At 53.4% G+C, this 22,483-nt stretch carries 25 protein-coding genes and 1 riboswitch; of the genes, 18 read left to right on the plus strand and 7 right to left on the minus strand.

Annotated features, from left to right (window positions below; all coding sequences use genetic code 11):
- The 9 genes from KGP16_RS19450 (at window position 1) to gutQ (ending at window position 7,381) form a co-directional block, all read left to right on the plus strand.
- Complete coding sequence (locus tag KGP16_RS19450) at window positions 1–687, plus strand: GntR family transcriptional regulator (RefSeq protein WP_021807148.1); 687 nt, start codon at window positions 1–3, stop codon at window positions 685–687.
- A 223-nt stretch (window positions 688–910) separates the two neighbouring features.
- Window positions 911–1,960 (plus strand): class I fructose-bisphosphate aldolase, encoded by a 1,050-nt coding sequence (gene fbaB / locus KGP16_RS19455; RefSeq protein ID WP_021178801.1) that lies wholly within the window; start codon window positions 911–913, stop codon window positions 1,958–1,960.
- 243 nt (window positions 1,961–2,203) lie between these two features.
- Window positions 2,204–2,752: a PTS glucitol/sorbitol transporter subunit IIC gene (locus KGP16_RS19460; protein WP_021807150.1), complete on the plus strand. Its 549-nt coding sequence runs from the start codon at window positions 2,204–2,206 to the stop codon at window positions 2,750–2,752.
- 15 nt (window positions 2,753–2,767) lie between these two features.
- Complete coding sequence (locus KGP16_RS19465; RefSeq protein WP_223500214.1) at window positions 2,768–3,757, plus strand: PTS glucitol/sorbitol transporter subunit IIB; 990 nt, start codon at window positions 2,768–2,770, stop codon at window positions 3,755–3,757.
- Window positions 3,758–3,775: 18 nt separating this feature from the next.
- Complete coding sequence (srlB, locus tag KGP16_RS19470) at window positions 3,776–4,138, plus strand: PTS glucitol/sorbitol transporter subunit IIA (protein WP_021178804.1); 363 nt, start codon at window positions 3,776–3,778, stop codon at window positions 4,136–4,138.
- 10 nt (window positions 4,139–4,148) lie between these two features.
- Window positions 4,149–4,928, plus strand: coding sequence for a sorbitol-6-phosphate dehydrogenase (gene srlD, locus KGP16_RS19475; protein ID WP_024527024.1), 780 nt, complete (start codon window positions 4,149–4,151; stop codon window positions 4,926–4,928).
- Window positions 4,929–5,200: 272 nt separating this feature from the next.
- Complete coding sequence (gene gutM / locus KGP16_RS19480; protein WP_021807153.1) at window positions 5,201–5,557, plus strand: transcriptional regulator GutM; 357 nt, start codon at window positions 5,201–5,203, stop codon at window positions 5,555–5,557.
- 83 nt (window positions 5,558–5,640) lie between these two features.
- Window positions 5,641–6,417 carry a DNA-binding transcriptional repressor gene (locus KGP16_RS19485; RefSeq protein WP_021178807.1) on the plus strand — a complete coding sequence of 259 codons (777 nt, stop codon included), beginning with the start codon at window positions 5,641–5,643 and terminating at the stop codon, window positions 6,415–6,417.
- The gene (gene gutQ / locus KGP16_RS19490) at window positions 6,410–7,381 is read left to right on the plus strand and encodes an arabinose-5-phosphate isomerase GutQ (RefSeq protein WP_021807154.1); all 972 of its coding nucleotides are present in this window, start codon (window positions 6,410–6,412) and stop codon (window positions 7,379–7,381) included. Before KGP16_RS19485 ends, gutQ begins: the two co-directional genes overlap by 8 nt.
- Window positions 7,382–7,455: 74 nt before the next feature.
- Here the strand turns inward: gutQ and KGP16_RS19495 are convergent, their stop codons facing one another.
- The 4 genes from KGP16_RS19495 to thiM all read right to left on the minus strand — a co-directional run bounded on the left by KGP16_RS19495 (window position 7,456) and on the right by thiM (window position 10,778).
- Complete coding sequence (locus KGP16_RS19495) at window positions 7,456–7,914, minus strand: inhibitor of vertebrate lysozyme family protein (protein ID WP_094982774.1); 459 nt, start codon at window positions 7,912–7,914, stop codon at window positions 7,456–7,458.
- Between the two features lie 83 nt (window positions 7,915–7,997).
- The gene (locus KGP16_RS19500) at window positions 7,998–9,059 is read right to left on the minus strand and encodes a Fic family protein (protein WP_223500215.1); all 1,062 of its coding nucleotides are present in this window, start codon (window positions 9,057–9,059) and stop codon (window positions 7,998–8,000) included.
- A 127-nt stretch (window positions 9,060–9,186) separates the two neighbouring features.
- Window positions 9,187–9,987 carry a bifunctional hydroxymethylpyrimidine kinase/phosphomethylpyrimidine kinase gene (gene thiD, locus KGP16_RS19505; protein ID WP_223500216.1) on the minus strand — a complete coding sequence of 267 codons (801 nt, stop codon included), beginning with the start codon at window positions 9,985–9,987 and terminating at the stop codon, window positions 9,187–9,189.
- Window positions 9,984–10,778: a hydroxyethylthiazole kinase gene (gene thiM / locus KGP16_RS19510; RefSeq protein WP_223500217.1), complete on the minus strand. Its 795-nt coding sequence runs from the start codon at window positions 10,776–10,778 to the stop codon at window positions 9,984–9,986. The genes thiD and thiM overlap by 4 nt, the downstream gene beginning before the upstream one ends.
- A gap of 36 nt (window positions 10,779–10,814) precedes the next feature.
- Window positions 10,815–10,906, minus strand: a riboswitch (TPP riboswitch).
- A gap of 112 nt (window positions 10,907–11,018) precedes the next feature.
- Here thiM and rluF point away from each other — a divergent pair.
- The 3 genes from rluF (at window position 11,019) to KGP16_RS19525 (ending at window position 13,874) form a co-directional block, all read left to right on the plus strand.
- Window positions 11,019–11,780, plus strand: a complete 762-nt coding sequence (gene rluF / locus KGP16_RS19515) for a 23S rRNA pseudouridine(2604) synthase RluF (RefSeq protein WP_223500218.1) — start codon at window positions 11,019–11,021, stop codon at window positions 11,778–11,780.
- A gap of 210 nt (window positions 11,781–11,990) precedes the next feature.
- The gene (locus KGP16_RS19520) at window positions 11,991–13,577 is read left to right on the plus strand and encodes a phosphoethanolamine transferase (RefSeq protein WP_059201508.1); all 1,587 of its coding nucleotides are present in this window, start codon (window positions 11,991–11,993) and stop codon (window positions 13,575–13,577) included.
- An 81-nt stretch (window positions 13,578–13,658) separates the two neighbouring features.
- Window positions 13,659–13,874 carry a YgdI/YgdR family lipoprotein gene (locus tag KGP16_RS19525; protein WP_021178824.1) on the plus strand — a complete coding sequence of 72 codons (216 nt, stop codon included), beginning with the start codon at window positions 13,659–13,661 and terminating at the stop codon, window positions 13,872–13,874.
- Between the two features lie 110 nt (window positions 13,875–13,984).
- On the opposite strand, the gene glsA is transcribed toward KGP16_RS19525, so the two are convergent.
- Window positions 13,985–14,923: a glutaminase A gene (gene glsA / locus KGP16_RS19530; protein ID WP_059201509.1), complete on the minus strand. Its 939-nt coding sequence runs from the start codon at window positions 14,921–14,923 to the stop codon at window positions 13,985–13,987.
- 430 nt (window positions 14,924–15,353) lie between these two features.
- Window positions 15,354–16,583 carry a peptidase T gene (gene pepT, locus KGP16_RS19535; RefSeq protein ID WP_179247656.1) on the minus strand — a complete coding sequence of 410 codons (1,230 nt, stop codon included), beginning with the start codon at window positions 16,581–16,583 and terminating at the stop codon, window positions 15,354–15,356.
- Window positions 16,584–16,828: 245 nt separating this feature from the next.
- Here pepT and KGP16_RS19540 point away from each other — a divergent pair, with 245 nt between their 5' ends.
- From KGP16_RS19540 to KGP16_RS19555, 4 genes are all read left to right on the plus strand, one after another.
- Entirely contained in the window at window positions 16,829–18,421 is a 1,593-nt protein-coding gene (locus tag KGP16_RS19540; RefSeq protein WP_021178829.1) for an ABC transporter substrate-binding protein, read from the plus strand.
- Window positions 18,422–18,672: 251 nt separating this feature from the next.
- Complete coding sequence (locus tag KGP16_RS19545; RefSeq protein ID WP_223500219.1) at window positions 18,673–19,296, plus strand: DUF1571 domain-containing protein; 624 nt, start codon at window positions 18,673–18,675, stop codon at window positions 19,294–19,296.
- Window positions 19,297–19,309: 13 nt separating this feature from the next.
- On the plus strand, window positions 19,310–19,780 hold the full coding sequence (locus tag KGP16_RS19550) for an SRPBCC family protein (RefSeq protein ID WP_223500220.1): 471 nt from the start codon (window positions 19,310–19,312) through the stop codon (window positions 19,778–19,780).
- Between the two features lie 38 nt (window positions 19,781–19,818).
- Window positions 19,819–20,244 (plus strand): GNAT family N-acetyltransferase, encoded by a 426-nt coding sequence (locus tag KGP16_RS19555; protein ID WP_059201513.1) that lies wholly within the window; start codon window positions 19,819–19,821, stop codon window positions 20,242–20,244.
- Between the two features lie 108 nt (window positions 20,245–20,352).
- On the opposite strand, the gene KGP16_RS19560 is transcribed toward KGP16_RS19555, so the two are convergent.
- On the minus strand, window positions 20,353–21,561 hold the full coding sequence (locus tag KGP16_RS19560; RefSeq protein ID WP_223498197.1) for an MFS transporter: 1,209 nt from the start codon (window positions 21,559–21,561) through the stop codon (window positions 20,353–20,355).
- A gap of 94 nt (window positions 21,562–21,655) precedes the next feature.
- Between KGP16_RS19560 and KGP16_RS19565 the strand changes: the two genes are divergently transcribed.
- Window positions 21,656–22,105, plus strand: a complete 450-nt coding sequence (locus tag KGP16_RS19565; RefSeq protein ID WP_021807173.1) for a helix-turn-helix domain-containing protein — start codon at window positions 21,656–21,658, stop codon at window positions 22,103–22,105.
- Window positions 22,106–22,107: 2 nt separating this feature from the next.
- The gene (locus KGP16_RS19570; RefSeq protein WP_223500221.1) at window positions 22,108–22,404 is read left to right on the plus strand and encodes a putative quinol monooxygenase; all 297 of its coding nucleotides are present in this window, start codon (window positions 22,108–22,110) and stop codon (window positions 22,402–22,404) included.
- Window positions 22,405–22,483 lie beyond the last annotated feature (79 nt).

A 22,483-nucleotide genomic window follows, 5' to 3' on the forward strand; every position in this document is an offset into this window, starting at 1 on the left:
ATGTCAGAATCGTACGTCCTCACGAATAATGTCCCGGTCAATCAGCAGATCTATCGTTTCCTGCGCAAAGATATCGTCGATTGCACCATCCCTCCGGGCACGTTGCTTTCCGAGAAAGAGATCTCCACCCGTTTCAGCGTTTCACGCCAACCGGTGCGCGAAGCCTTTATCAAACTGGCTGAAGCGGGGCTGGTGCAGATCTTGCCGCAGCGCGGGACCTTCGTGATGAAAATTTCCGCCAAACGAGTGGCTGACGGGCGCTTTATCCGTCAGGCGGTGGAATGCGCCATCGTGCGGCGAGTTGCCACCACCATCACCCCCGAGCAGTTGATGACGCTGGAGCATAACCTGCATCGCCAGGAGCTGGCGGCACAGAATAATCAGATCCGCGAGTTTTTGGCGCTGGACGATGAATTCCACCATCTGCTGACGCAAATGGCCAACTGTGCTCTGGCGTGGGAAACCATCGAGACCATCAAAGCGACGATGGATCGGGTGCGCTTCCTCAGCCTGAGCGAAGTGTCACCGCCGGAGAATCTGATCCACCAGCATTACCGTATTTTTGCGGCGCTGAAAGCCCAGGATCCGGATGCGGCGGAGCTGGCTATTCATGAGCATTTGCAGGAGATGATCTATTCGATCACCCCGATTGCTCTGCAAAATACCGACTGGTTTGAAGCCGAGTAAAAACTGTTCCCCTCTCCGACCAGGAAAGGGGACGCCATCAACAAGCGCTCACTCGCAAATTTTGCCTTCTAAATAGCATTTCTTCTCAATCGCATCTATTGTCTCTTCGCACCATCAGGTTTTGATTAGTATCTTTGCATAGCTTCAATCACCGCTTTTGACTACGCCGGTGGCCAAATACCCAGAGTTACCGGTGTATAGGAAGCTTTAACGGGAGTGAATCATGACGGATATTGCACAATTGTTAGGTAAGGAAGCGGAAGACCTTTTGCAACACCGCTGCACCACCATCCCTGCGGAAAATCTGTACCTGCCCGGTGGCGACTTTGTTGACCGGGTGATGATCGACAACAACCGCCCAAACAGCGTGCTACGCTCAATGCAAACCTTGCTGAACCATGGCCGCCTGGCGGGCACCGGTTATCTATCGATCCTGCCGGTCGATCAGGGCGTGGAGCACTCTGCCGGTGCCTCGTTTGCCGCCAACCCACTCTATTTTGATCCAAAAAATATCGTTGAGCTGGCGATCGAAGCCGGATGTAACTGCGTGGCATCCACTTACGGCGTGCTGGCTTCGGTCTCCCGCCGCTACGCCCACAAGATCCCGTTCCTGGTCAAGCTGAACCACAACGAAACCCTGAGCTATCCAACGCAATACGACCAGACCCTGTATGCCAGCGTTGAGCAGGCGTTCAATATGGGGGCGGTGGCGGTTGGTGCAACCATTTACTTCGGTTCCGAGCAGTCACGCCGCCAGATTGAAGAGATCTCGATCGCCTTTGAGCGCGCTCACGAACTGGGCATGGTGACCGTATTGTGGGCCTATCTACGTAACCCTGCGTTCAACAAGGATGGCGTCGATTATCATTCCAGCGCCGATCTGACCGGCCAAGCCAACCACATTGCGGCCACCATCGGTGCCGATATCGTTAAACAGAAAATGGCCGAGAACAACGGCGGCTACCGTGCAGTGAAATTCGGTTATACCGACGATCGCGTCTATGACAAGCTGACCACCGATCACCCTATCGATCTGGTGCGCTACCAGTTGGCAAACTGCTACATGGGCCGCGCCGGTTTGATTAACTCTGGCGGCGCCGCAGGGGAAAACGACCTGCAAGAGTCAGTGCGTACCGCCGTGATCAATAAACGGGCTGGCGGGATGGGCCTGATCCTGGGGCGTAAAGCGTTCAAGAAATCGATGAAGGATGGCATCGCCCTGATCAATGCCGTGCAGGACACCTATCTCGACAACAGCGTCACCATCGCTTAATCGTTATTTATCAAATTATTAGTCTTCGAGGCTCAGCTCTGCTGGGCCTTTTTCATGTCCTAACCCCTCTCTTCCTTCATTATTAATTTCTTTTCTTTCATTTTTATCTTTCACAATAAAATATTTATCTTTCAAAGTGTGATCCATTTAAAACAAAAGCCGAACCAAAGTGGTTACTGTATGACCCATGGCGACAGAGCCGCACTTCGCTCCAGGCCATAGCATCCATCACAGGAGAAAAAAATGATTGAGCTAATAACCCACGGAGCCGAATGGTTCATCGGCCTGTTCCAAAAAGGCGGGGAAGTGTTTGTCGGTATGGTGACCGGCATTTTACCGTTGTTGATCAGCCTGTTAGTTATCATGAACGCGTTGATCAACTTTGTTGGCCAGGAACGTATCGAACGTTTGGCACAGCGCTGTGCCGGTAACCCGGTTTCACGCTACCTGCTACTCCCCCTGATCGGCACCTTTGTGTTTTGTAATCCGATGACGTTGAGTCTCGGACGTTTTATGCCAGAGAAATATAAACCCAGTTATTACGCCGCAGCCTCCTACAGTTGCCACTCCATGAACGGCCTGTTCCCCCATATCAACCCTGGCGAACTGTTCGTTTACCTCGGCATTGCCAGCGGTTTGACCACGCTTGGCCTGCCGTTGGCTCCTCTGGCAGTGAGTTACTTCCTGGTTGGGCTGTTCACCAACTTCTTCCGCGGTTGGATCACCGATCTCACCACCAGCATATTTGAACGCAAGATGGGCATCCAACTGGATCGCCAGGTTCAACTTTAATTTGTGGAGCGCAGCATGAGTGCTTATATCCGTATTGAGAAAGGTGCTGGCGGCTGGGGTGGCCCACTACAGTTACCTATCGAGCCAGGTAAGAAAATCGTCTATATCACCGCCGGTACCCGCCCGGTGATCGTCGACAAACTCAGCGATTTAACCGGCTGGCCTGCGGTAGACGGTTTCAAAGAAGGCGAACCACCGGCGGAAGAGATTGGTCTGGCGATTATTGACTGTGGGGGGACGTTGCGTTGTGGCATCTACCCTAAACGCCGCATCCCGACCATCAATATTCATTCAACTGGCCGTTCTGGCCCGCTGGCGCAGTTTATTCTGGAGGATATTTACGTTTCCGGCGTACGGGAAAACAACATCAGCCTGATTGACGTTGCACAAGGGTCTGAAACTCCTCCGCCCAGCGAAAAACAGCCACAACCAAAGGTTCGTGATTACGATACCAGCAAAAAAATCACCGAACAGAGCGATGGCCTGTTGGCAAAAGTCGGGATGGGTATGGGGTCAGTTGTCGCGGTGTTTTTCCAGGCCGGACGTGACACCATCGATACCGTGTTGAAAACCATTCTGCCGTTTATGGCCTTCGTCTCGGCACTGATCGGCATCATCATGGCCTCGGGTCTGGGTGACTTTATCGCCCACGGCCTGACGCCGCTGGCCAACAGCCCAATCGGTTTGGTGACGTTGGCGCTGATCTGTTCCTTCCCCCTGCTTTCACCGTTCCTCGGCCCTGGCGCCGTCATCGCTCAGGTCATCGGCGTGCTGGTGGGCGTACAGATTGGTCTTGGCCATATTCCCCCTCAGCTGGCACTCCCGGCGCTGTTCGCCATTAACGCCCAGGCCGCCTGTGACTTTATCCCGGTGGGTCTGTCCCTGGCAGAGGCCAAGCAGGATACGGTGCGTGTCGGCGTCCCTTCGGTACTGGTTGGGCGCTTCCTCACTGGCGCACCGACGGTCCTGATCGCTTGGGCCGCATCGGCCTTTATCTATCAATAAATTGCCCGGAGGAAAACCATGAGCACCATTTTCCAGACCACTATCACCCAGATTGGCGGCTGCGCCCGTGACGCACTGCTGGACAATATGCTGATCACCTTCCGCGAAGGCGCACCGGCAGATATTGAAGAGTACTGCTTCATCCACCAGCACGGCGAGACCGCCGGTGAATTACAAACCGGGGGCGTGATGGAGCTTGGCGATCGGCGCTACCCCATCACCGCTGTCGGAGAGGTTGCCACCCAGAACCTACGCGAACTGGGCCATATCACCGTACGTTTTGATGGAGAAACTCAGGCCGAATTCCCTGGCACGATCCACGTAACAGGCAGCACGCCCGCTGATATCCCGTTAGGCAGCACACTGAAATTTATCGCATAAGGAGTAGATCATGTCTGAAGTAGCTGTAGTGATTGGCGGTGGCCAAACGTTGGGGGCTTTCCTGTGTCATGGCCTGGCTGAAGCGGGTTATCGCGTTGCGGTCGCCGATTTGAATGCCGACAACGCCAATCTGGTGGCACAGCAAATCAATCAGGAGTTCGGGGCCGATCGCGCCATCGGTTTCCAGGCCGATGCCACCGATGAGGCCAGCGTTATCGCGCTGGCTAGTGCGGTTGACCGGGCTTTCGGTCAGACCAACCTGTTGGTGTACAGCGCCGGGATTGCCAAAGCCGCGCCGATCACCGATTTCCCACTGGGGGATTTTGACCGCTCCTTGCAGGTGAACCTGGTGGGTTATTTCCTGTGTGCCCGCGAGTTCTCTCGCCTGATGATCCGCGACGGTATCGCCGGGCGCATCATTCAAATCAACTCTAAATCCGGCAAGGTCGGCAGCAAGCATAATTCCGGCTACAGCGCCGCCAAGTTCGGTGGCGTTGGATTGACGCAGTCGCTGGCGCTCGATCTGGCCGATTACGGTATCACCGTGCACTCCCTGATGCTCGGTAACCTGTTGAAGTCGCCGATGTTCCAGTCGCTATTGCCGCAATATGCACAGAAGCTGGGCATCAAGCCGGAAGAAGTTGAGAAATATTACACCGATAAGGTGCCGCTGAAACGCGGCTGTGACTACCAGGACGTGCTGAACACGCTGCTGTTTTATGCCAGCGACAAAGCCTCTTACTGCACCGGCCAGTCGATCAACATTACCGGCGGGCAGGTGATGTTCTGATTTACGGGCTTGGAATAAGGGCTAACTAAATATGTATCTAACAGCCCCTCACCCCCACCCTCTCCCACAGGGAGAGGGTGCCAGTACGGTGTCATAGTCAGGTATAGGACTATATCTGAAGAACGCTAACCCCATATTTTGATACCGTGCCGTGGTTAAATACAGGAATAACGTTGTAGCACATTCGGTCCCCTCTCCCTGTGGGAGAGGGTTAGGGTGAGGGGTCGATCGCCGGACTCTCTCCCTTTATTTTCACACAGGAGAACAACCGTATGACCAGCGCACTCATTACCTTCGCCGTTATCGCCTGGCTGCTGCAAATCGCCCTGGGTTGGTGGCAGCTACAGCGCTTTAACCGCGCGTTCGAGAGCCTATGCCAATTGGGCACCGTGGGCGTTGGCCGCTCTGGGGGCCGGTTCAAACCCCGCGTGGTATTGGCGCTAGCGTTTGACGCCCAACAGCGGGTATGTGGCAGCATGCTGATGCGCGGCCTGACCATCTTCGCCCAGCCGAAACAGCTCACGCAGTTACATGGCATGCACCAACAACAACTCTGCCCAGATGTGATCTTCCCTGAGGATCGGGCATGCCAAACTGCACTATCGTTAGCGATCGCACCGAAATCATGATATTTTCACATTAAAAGACATTACCTTTCATAGTGAACTATCTCACCGAGAGGAATGGTCAACTCTTGTGAACAGGGATCTCTATGAAACCAAAGCAGCGGCAAGCCGCTATCCTCGAATACTTGCAGCGGCATGGCAAAACGGCAGTGGATGCCCTGGCAGAGCATTTTTCCACGACCGGCACTACCATCCGTAAAGATCTCACCTTGCTGGAAGAAGAAGGCGAGGTGATCCGCACCTATGGCGGCGTGGTGCTTAGCCGTGACGATGGCGATCAGCCCATCGATCGTAAAACCCATATCAACACCGAAAAGAAACGGCAGATCGCCTATGCCGCCATCAAGCTGATCGATGATGGTGATTCGCTGATCTTTGACGCAGGCAGTACGGTATTGCAGATGGTGCCACATCTGGCGCAGTTCAATAACATCACCGTGATGACCAACAGCCTGACTATCGTTAACGCGCTGGTGGAACTGGATAACGATCAAACCATCCTGATGCCCGGTGGCACCTACCGTAAAAAATCTGCCTCCTTTCACGGCAGCCTGGCGGAGTCGGCATTTCAGCAGTTCAGCTTCGATAAGCTGTTTATTGGGGCCGACGGTGTCGACCTCAATGCGGGTGTCACCACCTTTAATGAAGTGCATAATGTCAGCAAGGCGATGTGTGAAGCCGCCAGCCGTATTGTGTTGCTGGTCGATTCCTCGAAGTTTGGCCGCAAAAGCCCCAACGTGGTGTGCGATCTGAGCGTTGTGGATACCCTGATCACCGATAACGGCATCAACCCGGATTACCTGGCTGCGCTACAGGCTAAAGGTATCAATATCATTCTGGTAGGAGACCCCCTTGATGAGTAACGCCACTGCCCTGCTCAACTTTGCCCGTGAAACGCTGGAAATTGAGCTGACCGAAGCGCAGCGCCTGCTGACACGCCTGGATGACAACTTTGTCCAAGCCTGTGAACTGCTGCTCAACTGCCGTGGCAAGGCGGTTATTTCCGGTATTGGTAAATCCGGCCATATCGGCAAGAAGATTGCCGCTTCATTGGCCAGCACTGGCACCCCGTCGTTTTTCGTCCATCCGGCGGAAGCCTTGCATGGCGATTTGGGGATGATCGGCGCCGATGATGTGGTGATCTTTATCTCCTATTCAGGCCGCGCCAAAGAGCTGGATCTGATCCTGCCGCTGCTGGCAGAGAGCAAGATCCCCGTGATTGCCATGACAGGTGGCAAAGAGTCGCCGCTGGCACTGGGTGCTGCCTGTACGTTGGATATCAGCGTTGAACGTGAAGCTTGCCCGATGGGCCTGGCACCCACTTCCAGCGGAGTGACTACGCTGATGATGGGGGATGCATTAGCGATGGCCCTGATGCGCCAGCGCGGTTTTAATGCCGAAGATTTTGCCCGTTCCCATCCAGGTGGCAGCCTGGGTGCTCGCCTGCTCAATCGCGTCCATCACTTGATGCGTACCGGCGATCGCCTGCCGATGGTGCAAGAAAGCGCCAACGTAATGGAAGCCATGCTGGAGTTGAGCCGTACCGGGCTAGGCCTGGTAGCCGTATGCGATGCACAGCAAAAAGTGGTGGGCGTATTTACCGACGGTGACCTGCGCCGCTGGTTGGTGAAGGGTAATAGCCTCAATGACGGCCTCAGCCCGGCGATCACTCGCCCCGGCTACCGCTTGCCAGAACAGTGGCGTGCCGGGGAAGCCCTGGAAGCGCTGCACGAACAGCACATCAGCGCGGCTCCGGTGGTGGATATCGATGGCGTACTGGTAGGTGCAATCAACCTGCACGACCTGCATCAGGCCGGGATCGGCTGATATCACGTAGGGGGCGTAGCATGCTACGCCCGCTTAACTACTACCTTGGCGCGTAGCTTTCCCCCTCAGCAGCGTTACTTCCAGTCTGGATTGCCCTCAAACTGTTTCTTCAGCAACGCTTTCATCTGATCATCCGGTTTACCCAGCCATTGATATTTGGCGTATTTCTTCGGATGGTCGATGGCCTGCGGCTTATTGGGCACTTCAACCCGCACGCCCCAAGCCTGGGACTTGTCGGCTTTAAAAGCCACAATCATAAAGTTATTGGCGCAGTCATGCGGCTTGCAGATGTTACCGATTTGGTAGCTTTGCCCTTGCCAGGTGACGGTTTCAGCTGGCGTGGAAGTGCCGATCCCTTTACGCGCCCAACCCGGTAACTGTGCCTGCCCCTTCACCATATTTTTCCAACTGGTTTGGTAGCCCGGCTGCTGGATCAGATCTGAGGCAGTGATAATCTGTTCGGCAAAACTGCCGGTGCTAAATCCAAGCAGGGTCGCAACCAAGGCTCCCAACAACCTCTTTTTTCCTATCATGGTCTCCTCCCTCGGTAAATCAAAAGCGTAGCTCCAAGTAGCTCAGACCACAATTAAACGGGAAAGTTGGCTCAGCGTTTTCGTCAGACTACCTGCCAATATCCTTTTTTGGTTGCCCCAACCCTGATTAGCCGCTTTCCTTCCTGGAGCACCTTGAGGCTTCGCTCAATGGTACGGCTGCTCATCGCCAATGTTTCCGCCAATTGGGCAATGGTGACGGAGGGATTGGCAGCAATAATGGCCAAGATGCGTTCAGTCGTTCGACTCAGCGGTAGTAAATTTTCTTCCGACATTTCTTCCGACATTTCTTCCGACATTTCTTCCGACATTTCTTCCGACATTTCTTCCGACATTTCTTCCGACATTGTGGCAGACTTCCCCTTCTGCTCGCCAATACCTTCGGCTAATGCCGCCACCAGTTTCTCCAGCATGAAGTCAATAAATGCGGTGCAATCGCTAGCCCTATCACAGACTCCCAGGACTCGGTAATAGTCCTGCTGTTGATTATGGATCAGGGTTTCAACCGGTAGCCATGCCAACTCTGAACGCCACTCACTGAGGATCAACGTTTGCCATAAACGCCCCATTCGCCCATTGCCATCGGCAAACGGATGAATAAATTCGAACTCATAGTGAAAGATAGAGCTGGCGATCAGTGGATGAATATCGGTGTGCTTTAACCACGCCAACAGATCGCCAACCAAACGCGATAGTTGATTGGCAGGTGGCGCCATATGGATAAGTTGTTTATCTCGATATACCCCAACATTGCCGCTGCGTAGCTGCCCCGGAGCATCGACCAGCCCTCCCATTAATAAACCATGTGCCGCCAACAAATCCTCAAGCCGATGGCTTTGCCAGCTTGGCAATTTTTCATAGGTAAGGATGGCGTTACGGACTTCCTGAATATCTTTTGCCGGTGCCAACACCCGCTTACCTTCCATGATCGCAGTCACCTGCTCAGTAGACAGGCTATTATGCTCAATGGCCAATGAGGCCTGAATGGTGCGGATACGGTTCTCTTTGCGTAACAAAGGTGAAGATTGCCCAGCCTGCGCGGCCCAATGCCCCAATAGCTCCCCCACCTCAATCACTCGATTCAGGATAGCTGGCGTAATGGTATAAGGTGGTTGATAACCAGCCATCTTGCTTCCCTTTATTTTCACAAATCAATCAGCCTGAGCCGCATTGGGCCTGGTTCCCGATCATGGAGGGCTCGGTGGAAAATATCAAGCAATTGACCAACTAGCATCGGCTAGTGGAAAAGTTGGCTCACCACCAGGCATGGAAATGATGCACCGGCCCAATACCCTGCCCTACCTCCAGGCTATCGGCCTGCTGTAAGGCCTGTTGCAGGTAGTTTTTTGCCGCAGCCACGGTATCAGCCCAATTTGGGTGGCGCGGGCGCAGGGCAGCCAGTGCCGCAGATAAGGTGCAACCGGTGCCGTGCGTGTGCCTGGTCGCTATGCGCGGCGCACTAAAGCGCTGCTCAAAGCCGGGGATAAATAGCCAATCTGGGCTTTCCTCTTCACTTAGGTGGCCCCCCTTCATCAACACCGCCTGACAGCCCATCGCTAATAACGCCTGGCCCTGCTCGCGCATTTGTGATTCGTTTTGCGCCGGAGCACAGGCCAGCAAAGCCGCCGCCTCTGGCAAGTTCGGCGTGATAATGGAAACCAACGGCATTAGCTCACGGCGGATGGACTCCACCGCTTCCGGTGCCAGCAGCGGGTCACCACTTTTAGCCAGCATCACCGTATCCAGCACCACATAAGGCAGCCTGTAATGGCGTAGGCGCTCGGCCACCGCCTGCACAATGTCGGCGTTAGCCAGCATGCCGATTTTAGCGCTGTCGATACGCACATCGCTGAGTACCGAATCCAACTGGGCGGCCACAAATGCCGGTTCGATATGATATACCGACTGCACGCCACGGGTGTTCTGCGCCACCAGCGCGGTGATTACGCTGGTGCCATAGGCCCCCAACGCGGAGAAGGCTTTCAGATCGGCCTGAATACCGGCTCCGCCGCTAGGATCGGTGCCAGCGATGGTGAGAGCGTTAATCCGTTTCATAGCAGATCCTCCATCCGCAGTTGGTAGAGGGCATCCAGGAAGGCGGCAGTAAAGCTGCCAGGGCCAGAACACTGCGCCGCGGCCCTTTCGCCACATAGCGCCATCACCCGACAAGCGGTGGCAACGTTATCCAGCCGATCGCCCGGCAAACTGCAAAATGCTGCCACGACGGCCGAAAGCGCGCAGCCCGTTCCCACTACGCGCGTCATTAATACATCACCACCCGTGACGGCCCAATCTCGTTCACCATCGGTGATATAGTCTGTCTCACCGGTGACGACCACAATGGCCCCGCAATTACGTGCCAATACGCGTGCTGCGGGTAACGCCACCAGCGAGTCATCCTGGCTATCTACGCCACGGGCGCTGGTCTGTAGGCCGCTCAAGGCAATGATTTCCGACGCGTTGCCACGGATCGCCGCTGGCCGCAGGGTGAGCAAACGGCGGGCGAAGGTAGCGCGATATTCCAATCCCCCAACGGCAACCGGATCCAGTAACCAGGGCTGTTCAGCACGATTGGCAGCCTCGATGGCGGCTAACATCGACTCTGCCCGCGAAGCGTGCAGGGTGCCGATATTGATCAACAGCGCATCAGCAACGCGGCTGAACTGCGCGGCCTCTTCCGGTTCCACTACCATCGCCGGTGAAGCACCAAGCGCCAGCAGCACGTTGGCCGTCAGCTCTTGCACCACTTCGTTGGTCAGGCAGTGGATCAATGGAGGTTGGCGTTTAAATTGGTTAAAACAGGCCGCGGCACGGGTGCCGGGTAACACATCAGGTCGAGTAAACATAGCGCTCCCAACCGGCGTTCAAGAAGGCGGGTACCGGTTGAGATACCGCGACATCCCTACGCTGGTATAATCCAGATCAGGTAATACGGGTAATTTCTCAGCCCCTAAGGGCACCCCGAGTCGACGTTTGCCATTATTGAGGCTGTGGCCAGTGAGGTCAATCACGCGATAGCGTCAAAAAATAAAAAGGAGACGCCGTCTCCCCCAGATAATGTATAGTTCGCGTTTAACGGGGAAACCATGCTCACTCACTCATCTATCCGCCTTAACAAATACATTAGCGACAGCGGCATTTGTTCTCGTCGCTCTGCCGACCGCCACATCAAGCAAGGCAAGGTTTTCATCAACGACAAGTTAGCCTCCTTGGGCGCTCAAGTATTGGTCGGGGATGTGGTCAAAATTAACGGCCAGCCGATCGAACCGCGCGATGCGGCCGATCTGGTGCTAATCGCGCTGAACAAGCCGGTTGGTATCATCACCAGCATGGGAAAGCACGTGCGGGATAACATCGGTGATTACGTTAATCACAATAGGCGCATCTTTCCCATCGGGCGGCTGGATAAGGACTCTCAGGGGCTGATTTTCCTGACCAATGATGGCGAACTGTTCAATAAGATCCTCCGTGCTGGCAATAATCATCAAAAAGAGTACCTGGTCACCGTCAACAAACCGGTGACGGATGAGTTTATTCAGGGCATGGGCGCAGGCGTACCCATACTGGATACGGTGACTCAACAATGCCTGGTGGAGCAAGAAGCCCCGCAGATGTTTCGCATCACGCTGGTGCAGGGGCTTAACCGCCAAATCCGCCGTATGTGCAAATATTTTGGTTATCATGTCACCAAACTTGAGCGCCAGCGTATTATGAATATCACTCTGCAAGGGTTACCGCTGGGCGAATGGCGGGATTTGACCGATGATGAGCGGATCGAGTTATTCGAGCTGATTGAACACTCCTCGTCCGAGGATATTTCCGCCCCGCGTCAATATAGCCAGATATAGGCGACTGTCGCGATATGCAATCAACCTCTCAAAACAGCCGCTAATTATCAGTTGATCTTGTTTTCATTCGGCTCTATCTTCTCGCATCCGGGTACATGTTGCGGCTCGCTGGATGCGGTCTATCCCTCCTCCCCTTTCCGTCAACCAAACGGATTTATGACTCTTTTCTTGTCAGAGTTACCACACGGCATTTGATAACTTTCGGTAAACATGAACTCAACGGTTAAAGATACCCTGGCAGCACGTGACGTCACCCTAACCCCGTGGACAGGCTTTTACTTCCTGCAGTCGCTGCTGATCAACTTCGCCCTCGGCTATCCATTTAGTCTGCTGTATGCCGTGGCGTTTAGCTGTGTGTTACTGCTGCTGTGGCGCCTCAGCCCGCGCCTGCAAAAGAGCGTGATCGGGCTGTGTAGCCTCATCGCCGCCCTGTATTTCCCATTTTCTCAGGCCTATGGCTCGCCCAATTTTAATACCCTGCTGGCGTTACACTCGACCACGGTGGAGGAGTCCAGCGAGATATTGACCATCTTTCCGTGGTACAGCTATTTGGTGTCCCTGTTTATTCTGGCACTGGGCATTATCGCGTTGCGCCGTAAGCCAACCCCGAAAGGCGCTTGGAACACCCTCCAGAGCTTATGTCTCACCATCAGCGTGGTCTGCTTTTTTGTCACGCCAGTACAGAATCTGGCGTACGGTGGCGTGTTTAAATTGACCGACTCTGGTTATCCCGTGTTTCGTTTCGTCAGAGATGTGATCGCCAATAACCAGGAAGTGATTGATGAAAAAGCCCGTATGCAGGCGTTTTCACAGCTGAAAGATTCTTGGAACGTGCTGGCGGTGAAACCGAAATATCATATCTACATGGTAGTGATCGGCGAAAGCGCGCGGCGAGATGCCTTAGGTGCGTTTGGTGGGCACTGGGACAATACCCCCTTCGCCAGCCACGTAAACGGTACGCTGTTGCTTAACTATATTGCGGCCAGCGGCTCAACACAGAAATCGCTCGGCTTAACGTTAACCCGTGTCATTAACGGCAAACCGCAGTATCAGGATAACTTCGTCACGTTGGCCAATCGTGCAGGTTTTCAGACCTGGTGGTTCTCCAACCAAGGCCAAATTGGTGAATATGACACCGCTATCGCCAGCATTGCCAAACGTGCCGATGAAGTGCAGTTCCTGAAAAACGGTGATTTTGAAGCGGATAAGAACACCCATGATGAAACGCTGCTCAAGATGACCGCCCAGGTTTTTGCCGCCCCACGCAGCACTAACCCGCAGTTGATCGTCTTGCACCTGATGGGTTCACATCCGCAAGCCTGCGACCGGACTCAGGGGAAATACGCGGACTTTGTGCAATCCAAAGAGACCTCCTGCTATCTTTACACCATGACGCAAACGGACAACCTGCTGAAACAGCTCTATCAGCAGTTACGCGACACCGGGGAAAGTTTCTCAATGGTCTACTTCTCCGATCACGGTCTGGCGTTTAAAGAGCGCGGTACCCAGGTGCAATATCTGGCGCACGATGATCAGTTTCAGCAAAATTTTCAGGTCCCCTTTATGGTGCTTTCCAGCGATGACACCGCACACCGCCTGATTAAAGCCCCTCGTTCAGCCAATGACTTCCTGACCTTTTTCGCCTCGTGGACCGGGATTAAAACCAAAGAGCTAACGCCGAAATACTCGTTTCTTTCCGAGCAAAAAGCCGGCCCCGTCTATATCACCAACTTTAAGCTCAAGAAGGTGGACTACACCCATTTGCCGACGGATATCTTTGAAACCCAAACGCGCTAAAGTGTAACAAGGTTGCCTTTGCATCTCGGGCCACTTCGTCTGTAATATGAGGCAGTTAAAATGAAAAGAGCCTGTTGACCAATGAAAAAACCGACTTTTCTGCCTCTCATTGTCCTGACACTGGCACTGGCGGGTTGCACCAGTGACTACATTATCACGACTAAATATGGCGATATCCTACAGGCCCACGGCGAACCGGACACTGACCGCAGTAGCGGTATGACCAGCTATACCGGCATGAACGGCGACTATCATCTGATCAATACCAATGATATTTCCGGAATAGTAAAAAAATAGCCTTCCCTGCGGCGGTGTGACTTTCACAACAGACCTGCATAAAGCCTGCCATGGATTGCAGCGGTTACCTGTTTTATGCAGGCCCTTAGGAACTAGCGGCCTGTTCATGATTAACGACTCCGATAAAGGTTATATCCCATTTGCTGGGCAACAGCCGCAACCATTTTTTGCCCACGCACGCTGTTACCAACGGGATCAAGAGGAGGTGAGAACGCAGCAATCCCCATTACGCCGGGCACCACGGTCAAGATACCGCCTCCAACACCACTTTTACCCGGTAAACCCACGGTATAGGCCCAATCGCCTGAACTGCCATACATCCCTTCCATCGTCATTTCTGCCAAAATAAAGGGGGTGTTAGATTCTGTCAGCACTCGCTTTTTGCTGACGGGGTTGATACCACCAGCGGCAATTGTCGCCCCCATCGTAGCCAATTCAATGGTATTAAGCAGCGTTGAACATTGGCGGGTATAAACATCGCAGGCTTCCATGGGATCGCAGTACATCGCATCGGCGCTATAGAGTAACCAGGCGATCGCACGGTTATGGAAGTTGGTCGATTGCTCTGAATCATTCACCTCGTCAGAGAGTGCGATTTGTGCACCCGCTAACTGCTGTTGCATATCAAGAATGCGCAACCAGCGGTTTTCACGGTCACTCGCTTTGACTAAGCTCACCGTTGACATTGCCCCGGCATTCACCAGCGGCGAGAGGGGTTTACCTTTATGTAGCTCCAGAGCAATCACCGAGTTAAAGGGCAAGCCGGTGGGATCGGCACCAATCTTGTCCTGTACGTCTTGTGGGCCAACATCTTCCAACGCCAAGGCTAGCGAGCACACTTTTGAAATTGACTCCAGCGCAAAGCGGAACTCCGCATCGCCCTGAGAAATGATATCCCCGTCGACGGTCACAATCGCCAAGGCGGCTAAATGGCTTGGCACGCTCGCTAAAAAAGGGATATAGCTGGCATTCTCGCCACCACTCAATGTGGAATACTGCGCATAGGCATTCGATGCCACCTGTTGAAGCCGTTGTAAATCGATAGTCATGTTGTTGACTCCCAGACTGAATTTGCGAGGTTGGGAGGTAATACTCACAACCCTTGAAATAAATATTAAGGTTTTGGCAGCGGAGCGGTTGGTACAGAAGGTTCAATAGCTCTCATCACGCCAATGGCTATACAAAGCCATAATCGGCCCCAGCCATTCTAGGCCCGCCCACTTAAACATAGTGTAATAGCCGGCCAACAAGCTCTGGGTGATAATGGCGATAGGATAGTTTCAAGAGCGGTATGATCAGCTATACCGGCATGAACGGTGATGATCATCCGAACATAGTGAAAAAATAGCGGGTGTCTGAGTTTTTATCTGCTAATCCGTAATGGCTTTCTTGTTTATTAGCGCTAGCCAAACAAAGAAAACTTTCGCTAACCAGGCTTGAACAAGCCTGGCTGCGATAATGTTGAAGCGATATCGGCCCTTATTTAGCCGCCAGCTTGCACAGCGTTAACGCCACATAGTAGGAAGCCTCGAACGACTTAAGGGGTAAAAACTCGAACCGTGAATGGAAGTTATGCGCGCCGGTAAAGAAATTGGGCGTTAATAACCCTTTTGCCGACAACGCAGCACCATCGGTGCCCCCGCGCATTGGGATGACTTTAGGCTCAATGTTCAACTCGGCCAGTGCGGCAAAAATCAGATCAATGGCCCGGCGGTCATCGGTGATGGCATTGCTGATATTGCTGTAGGTATCGCTGATGTGATACTCCACCCGGGCGGTGGGATACTGCGCGGCAATCTTCTCCGCTACTTCACCAATCTGCTGCTTGCGGCGCTCAAAGTTCGCCAAGTCGAAATCACGGATATTGGCTTTCAGCAGCGCTTCGCTTTGTGATGCCTGCATGCCGTTAAACCAGATATAACCTTCACGCCCTTCGGTATGCTCAGGAGTCTGCTGGCGATCGAAGTGGCTGATATAATCCATCGCCATCAGCAGCGGGTTCACCAGCACGCCTTTGGAGGACATCGGGTGGCTGGTCACACCGGTAAAGCGCAGTTCGGCGCTGGCGGCGTTGAAGTTCTCATACACCACTTCGCCCAATTCACAACAGTCGATAGTCCAGGCAAAGTCGACGTCGAAACGCGCCATATCCAGCGCTTTGGCACCGCACAGACCAATCTCTTCATCCGGTACAAATGCCACCACGATATCGCCGTGTTGGTCCTCTGCGGTAAGGTTTTCCAACACCGTCATCACTACCGTGACGGCCGCTTTGTTATCCGCCCCCAACACGCTGGTGCCGTCGCTGAAAATAATCTCTTCCCCCGGATAGGCTTTGATTTCCGGGTGTTCAGCAGTACGTAGCCAGATATCTTGCTGCGCGTTCAGGCACAAATCCTCACCGGTAAAACGCAAGATTTGTGGGTGGATGTCCGGCGATAAACCAACGTCAACGGTATCGATATGGGTGATGAACCCGATACGTGGCGCACCGGGTACGTTGCCTTTTTTCACTGCGGTGACGGTGGCATGTTCGTCAATAACCACATTATCCAGGCCGAGTTGGCGTAGTTCCTCAGCCAGCATCTCCGCCATGGCGAACTGGCCAGGAGTGCTGGGCAAAGTACTTACCGCTGGGTTGCTCTGGCTGGTGACGGCCAGGTAGCGGAAGAAACGTTGGGTTAACTGCGTGGCGAGCGGTGAAGACATTATGTTGTGTATGAACGCATCCCGTTTGCAAGGCTCCCATGGCTAGGATCACCAGAGCAATCTTTCAGAATTCACCCTTTTGTTAGAGTTTATTTTTGCCAACTACTGCCTTTACCGAGGCTAGCGTTGACCTCATTGTTATCGTTCGATGTTGTTTGCTGATAATGTAAATTTAATGTTATTTATTAAGCGCTTTAGTACAAGCTTTATTTTTCAGTGGTAGGCTCACCAACAGGAAGATAGTGATGATAATTAAAATTACAAAGCTTGCGCTGACCGTAGCAGCGCTCTCAATAAGCTCTGGGGTAGCAGCAAAAACGTTAGTCTATTGTTCAGAAGGTTCACCAGAAAACTTTAACCCGCAGCTCTACACCTCGGGGACCAGCGTAGATGCCAGTGCGGTGCCGATCTATAACCGACTGGTGGATTTCAAAGTCGGTACCACCGAACTGCAGCCTAGCCTGGCAGAAAGCTGGGACGTCAGTGAAGACGGTAAGGTGTACACCTTCCATCTGCGCCAAGGGGTGAAGTTCCAGAGCAACAAATATTTCAAGCCGACGCGCGATTTTAACGCCGATGATGTGATCTTCTCGTTTATGCGCCAGAAAGATCCAAACCATCCCTATCACAACGTTTCCAACGGCAACTACTCCAACTTCGAGAGCCTGGAGTTTGGCAAGTTAATTACCGCCATCGACAAGGTTGATGACCATACCGTGCGTTTCACTCTGGCCCATCCGGAAGCGCCGTTTGTTGCCGATTTAGGCTGGTATTTCGCCTCAATTCTCTCGGCAGAATACGCCAATAGCATGTTGAAAGCGGGCACACCAGAGCGTGTGGATATGGAGCCGATTGGCACCGGGCCGTTTGAACTGAAGCAGTATCAGAAAGACTCCCGCATCCTGTTTAGCGCCTTCCCTGATTACTGGCAGGGCAAAGCGAAAATCGACCGTCTGGTGTTCTCCATCACGCCGGACGCGTCGATCCGTTACGCCAAGCTGGAAAAAAATGAATGCCAGGTGATGCCATTCCCTAACCCGGCAGATCTGCCACGCATGCGGGAAAATAAAGACATCAACCTGATGCAAAAAGCGGGCTTGAACACCGGCTTCCTGGCGTTTAACACCCAGAAGGCACCGCTGGATAACGTGAAGGTCCGTCAGGCGTTGGCGCTGGCCATCAATAAACCAGCGATCATCGAGGCGGTTTTCCACGGTACCGGCACAGCGGCGAAAAATATACTGCCACCGGGCGTGTGGAGTGCCGATGCGGATTTGAAAGACTACGATTACGATCCGGAGAAGGCCAAAGCCCTACTGAAAGAAGCCGGCTTCGCCAACGGCATGACCATCGATCTGTGGGCAATGCCGGTTCAGCGTCCGTATAACCCGAACGCCAAGCGCATGGCCGAGATGATCCAGGCCGACTGGGCAAAAGTGGGCGTAACGGCCAAAGTAGTCACTTTCGAATGGGGCGAGTACCTGACGCGGGTGAAAAACGGCGAGCATCAGGCCGCACTGATGGGCTGGACCACGGCAACCGGCGATCCGGATAACTTCTTTGGTCCACTGTATAGCTGCACGTCAGCCAACGGCGGTTCTAACTCGTCGAAGTGGTGCTATCAGCCGTTTGATAAGCTGATCCTGGAAGCTCGCGCCGAAAGTAACCACGAAAAACGTGTAGCGCTGTACAAAGAAGCCCAGCAGATGATGCACGATCAGATGCCTGCGGTGATGATTGCCCACTCGACGATTTTTGAGCCGGTGCGCAAAGAAGTCACCGGATACGAAATCGACCCGTTCGGTAAACACATTTTCTATCAGGTCGATGTGAAATAAGCACCGACGCTTGAACGATGACTCAGGGCTTCAAACCGAGAGGAATGAAGCCTTTTTTATTGGCGAAAAGCTCATTCAAGGTATGTGGCATATTAAGCCCGAAAAACTCGAATAGTATGATGTTTGAAGAATAAACCGCCATCGCCTGTGATCCAGACCCTATATTTAATTAATGAGGCCAGCCTTTTCGGCCATGGTTCCGCAGGGAGAAAAGTATCAACCACTTATTCGGCAACCAATGGCTACTGGCAATGGCGTTGATAGCCAGTGCCAATGCTGCCCCCACAATTTCACCGGATCCGATGGTTCTGGCGCAGGAGCAATTTGCGCAGATTGCTGCGTACCAATGCAGGATCGACTCTAGAACGGCACAAGGCGATCGTACCCTGATGCGTTACAGCTACCGTAAGCCGGGTTATGTGCGGATGGATTTCAGCGAACCTCATCGCGGTGCCGTGCTGATCTATGATCCCGATAGCGGTAAGGTGCGAGTATGGCCATTCGGTATCGGCACTCTGCCGGTGTTGAGCCTGTCACCCAGCAACTCGTTGGTACAAGACCCTAACGGCCACCGTGTAGACCAATCGGACGTCGGCACCTTGCTGCGTAATATTCACCGCCTCCAGCAAGGGGGAAAAACGACCGTGGTCGGCAAGGAGACCCTGGCTGGCCAAGGCGCTTTGCATGTCACCATCCTTGGAGTGGCGGGGGTTAGCGTCGATGGCGTTCACCGTTATGAAGTTTGGCTAGAGGAGAGCCACGGCTTCCCAACCAAGGTGGTCAGCTACGATAGCAACGATCGAGAAATGGAAACCGTGATGATGGATGCGCTGGTGTTCAACCTGCATTTTCCCGCTGACTTCTTTACCCCTTAAGGCAGAACCCGATATGGCCGAATACCAGTTCACCACCCTCTGGCGCATCAAAGCCCCGTTACCAACGGTATGGGAGGTACTTTATCATCCCGATATCTGGCCAAGCTGGTGGAAAAACCTGTTACAGGTGGTCGAAATAGGAAAAGGCGATGCGCTCGGCATCGGGGCGCTACATCATTATACCTGGCAAGGCGTGCTGCCTTACCGCATCACCTTCGATATGCGTATCGTGAATATTGTGCCGTTACAGCTACTGGAGGGGCAAGCCAGCGGCGAAGTAGAAGGGGTCGGCCAATGGTTGTTAAGTTCCGATGGGGTTTATACCCTTGCGCGTTATACCTGGCATGTCCGAACCACTACGCGCTGGATGAACTATCTGGCACCACTGGCAGCACCGCTATTTCGCTGGAACCACGATGCGGTGATGCGGGCCGGGGCCAAAGGGTTGGCGAAACGGCTGGGTACCAGCGTTGAAATGAGTTGATTGTCAGCTATAGTGCTAGCAAATCATCAGGAGCCGCCATGCACATAAGACCTTACCAAGAGGCCGATCGTCCTTTTCTGCGCAGCCTGTATCTGGCCGCACGCCAAGCCGCCTTTACCTGGCGTGACACACGTAATTACCGGCTGGAAGATTTTGATCGCTCAACGATTGGCGAAGAGATCTGGGTTGCCGAGCAGGACGGCAAGCTGCTCGGCTTTGTCTCAATTTATCGCGCCGATAATTTTATTCATAATCTGTATGTCGACCCCCTGTTGCCGCCACAAGGCGTGGGCAGCGCGCTGTTGCATGCCGCAGAGCAGACGTTTACCTCAACCGGCTCGCTCAAGTGCCTGGTGAAAAATGACAAGGCGATAGCGTTCTATCACAAGCACGGCTGGCAGATCGTCTCCACCGGTGGTGACGGCGGAGAAGAGTATTACCTGATGTATTCACCGCAAAGATAGCGTTGTTCTTAAGCTTGCGGTTTCAGCAACGGGCACTATCCTTGGTACGCTCAGTGCGTTCATCGGGGGGATCATAGCTGCATGGGGCGTCATAAAGGTCTGAAAGGGTCAACGGCAATATTTCAGCGTACGCCACCAAAACAGCAATGCCACCAGGCTTACCGAACCACCCAACCAGCATACGCCGTGCCAGCCTGCCCACGCATAAATATGGCTACCGGCAAACGCCCCCAGCCCACTGCCAACGGCATAAAACAGCATGTAGCACCCGACCAGGCGACTGTGGGACTGCGGGTGTGCAGTGAAAATCATGCTCTGATTGAGGACATGGATTGCCTGCCCGGCCAGATCCAGCAGGATAATACCGCCAATCAGGTACGCCATTCCTCGCTCCATCAACCCAAGCGGCAGCCAAGCGATCATCAGCAACAACAGGCACACTCCGCTAGCTGTCTGCCCCCAGCCTTGGTCAGCTAGATGCCCAGCTCTCATCGCCGCCAGCGCTCCGACTGCCCCTACCAGCCCAAATGCACCAATGGTCGAATGAGAAAAAAGAAATGGGGGTTGGCTCAAAGGGAGAACCAGCGTGCTCCAGAAGATGCTGAATGCCGCGAACATCAACAACGCCAACATACCGCGTATCTGCAAAATCCGGTCATGGCGCAACAGGCTCAGCATTGAGCTCAGCAGTTGCCAATAGCTTAACTTCAACTCGTAAGCAGGCGGCTTTGGTAATAAACGAGCCAGAACAGGAAGTAATATCAGGGTAAGAGCCGCTGAGAAAATGTAGACGGTTCGCCAACCGCCGATATCCGCCAGTAACCCAGAAAGGGTGCGCGCCAGCAGTAAACCCATCACCACTCCACCCTGAGCAGCCCCCACCACGCGTCCACGTTCCTGCGGGGAGGCCAACGTCGCGGCAAAGGCGATCAATCCCTGCGTTATCGCGGTTCCCAGCAGCCCCACCAGCAGCATAGCCGCCAGTAACGCCAAACTGCTACTAGACACCACAACCATCAGCAACGCGGCAATCAACAGTATTTGCTGCACCGCCAGCAGACGATGGCGATCCAGCAAATCCCCCAAAGGAACCACCAATAACAGCGCACAGGCGCAGCCGATCTGGGTCGCTGCAATCACCATCCCTACTCTTGCCAGGCTGATATTAAAATCCTCCGCAATGGCATCAAGCAGCGGTTGCGCATAATAAACATTGGCCACGCTGAAGGCGCAGGCTGTAGCCAACAGCAGCACCAGTGACGTAGGCAAAAGCTCGACAGACTGTGAGCGGAAGGTTTCCAGCGGTTTATCACTCATCAAGCGCCTCGTTAAAGTGGTTTCATTATTAAACTCAATGCACTTTAGTGAAAGAGGTTTTATAATGCAACCAGAATAATTCTGGAGCCGCAGCATGAAACGTAAAAGCCTTGAGGATGCTCAATGCCCGGTAGCACGAACATTGGATGTGCTGGGTGATTGGTGGTCATTACTGATCATCCGCGACGCCTTTGACGGCATCAGCCGGTTTAGTGAGTTTCAAAAGAACCTGGGGATGGCAAAGAATATTCTTTCCACTCGGCTACGCACGCTGGTCGCCCAGGGGATTTTGCAAGTTAGCCCTGCCGCCGATGGCAGCGCCTATCAGGAGTATTTGCTGACCGATAAAGGCCGAGAAATCTTCCCGATTATCGTCGCACTGCGCCAATGGGGAGAAGACCATCTTTTTGCAGCAGGAGAGGACTATTCACGCCTGGTGGAAAACGACAGCGGTCAGCCAATACCTCGCATGACACCCATCGGTCATGCCGGGCAAGCACTCAACTTAGGCAATACCCGAGTCGTAAAAGTGGATGAAGAATAAAAATGCTGAAAGTCATTGCCGAAGATTTTATCAAGGTTGAAGCGATAGAAACGGTGTTACCGCTTTATCAAGAGTTGGTTGAAGCCACCAAGCAGGAACCTCGCTGCATAGCCTATGATCTGTATGTCGATCAAAAGGATGCCGGACACTTTATCTTTATCGAAGAGTGGCCCGATCGCGCGGCGTTGGATGCTCACTGCGCGAGCGATCACTTTAAACGCCTGGTGCCGCTGATCGATCAACATAAACGTAAGGATGCCAGCTATATATTGATGGATAATTTTCCTGAGAAAGCATAGATAAGTAGCAAAGCAATAACCTGAACGGCCTGAGTCCATTTTAATTCCGAACTCAGGCCAGATTAACCGCTTGATACAG

The sequence above is a fragment of the Serratia sp. JSRIV006 genome (assembly GCF_019968685.1).
GTDB classification, from domain to species: Bacteria; Pseudomonadota; Gammaproteobacteria; order Enterobacterales; family Enterobacteriaceae; genus Chania; species Chania fonticola_B.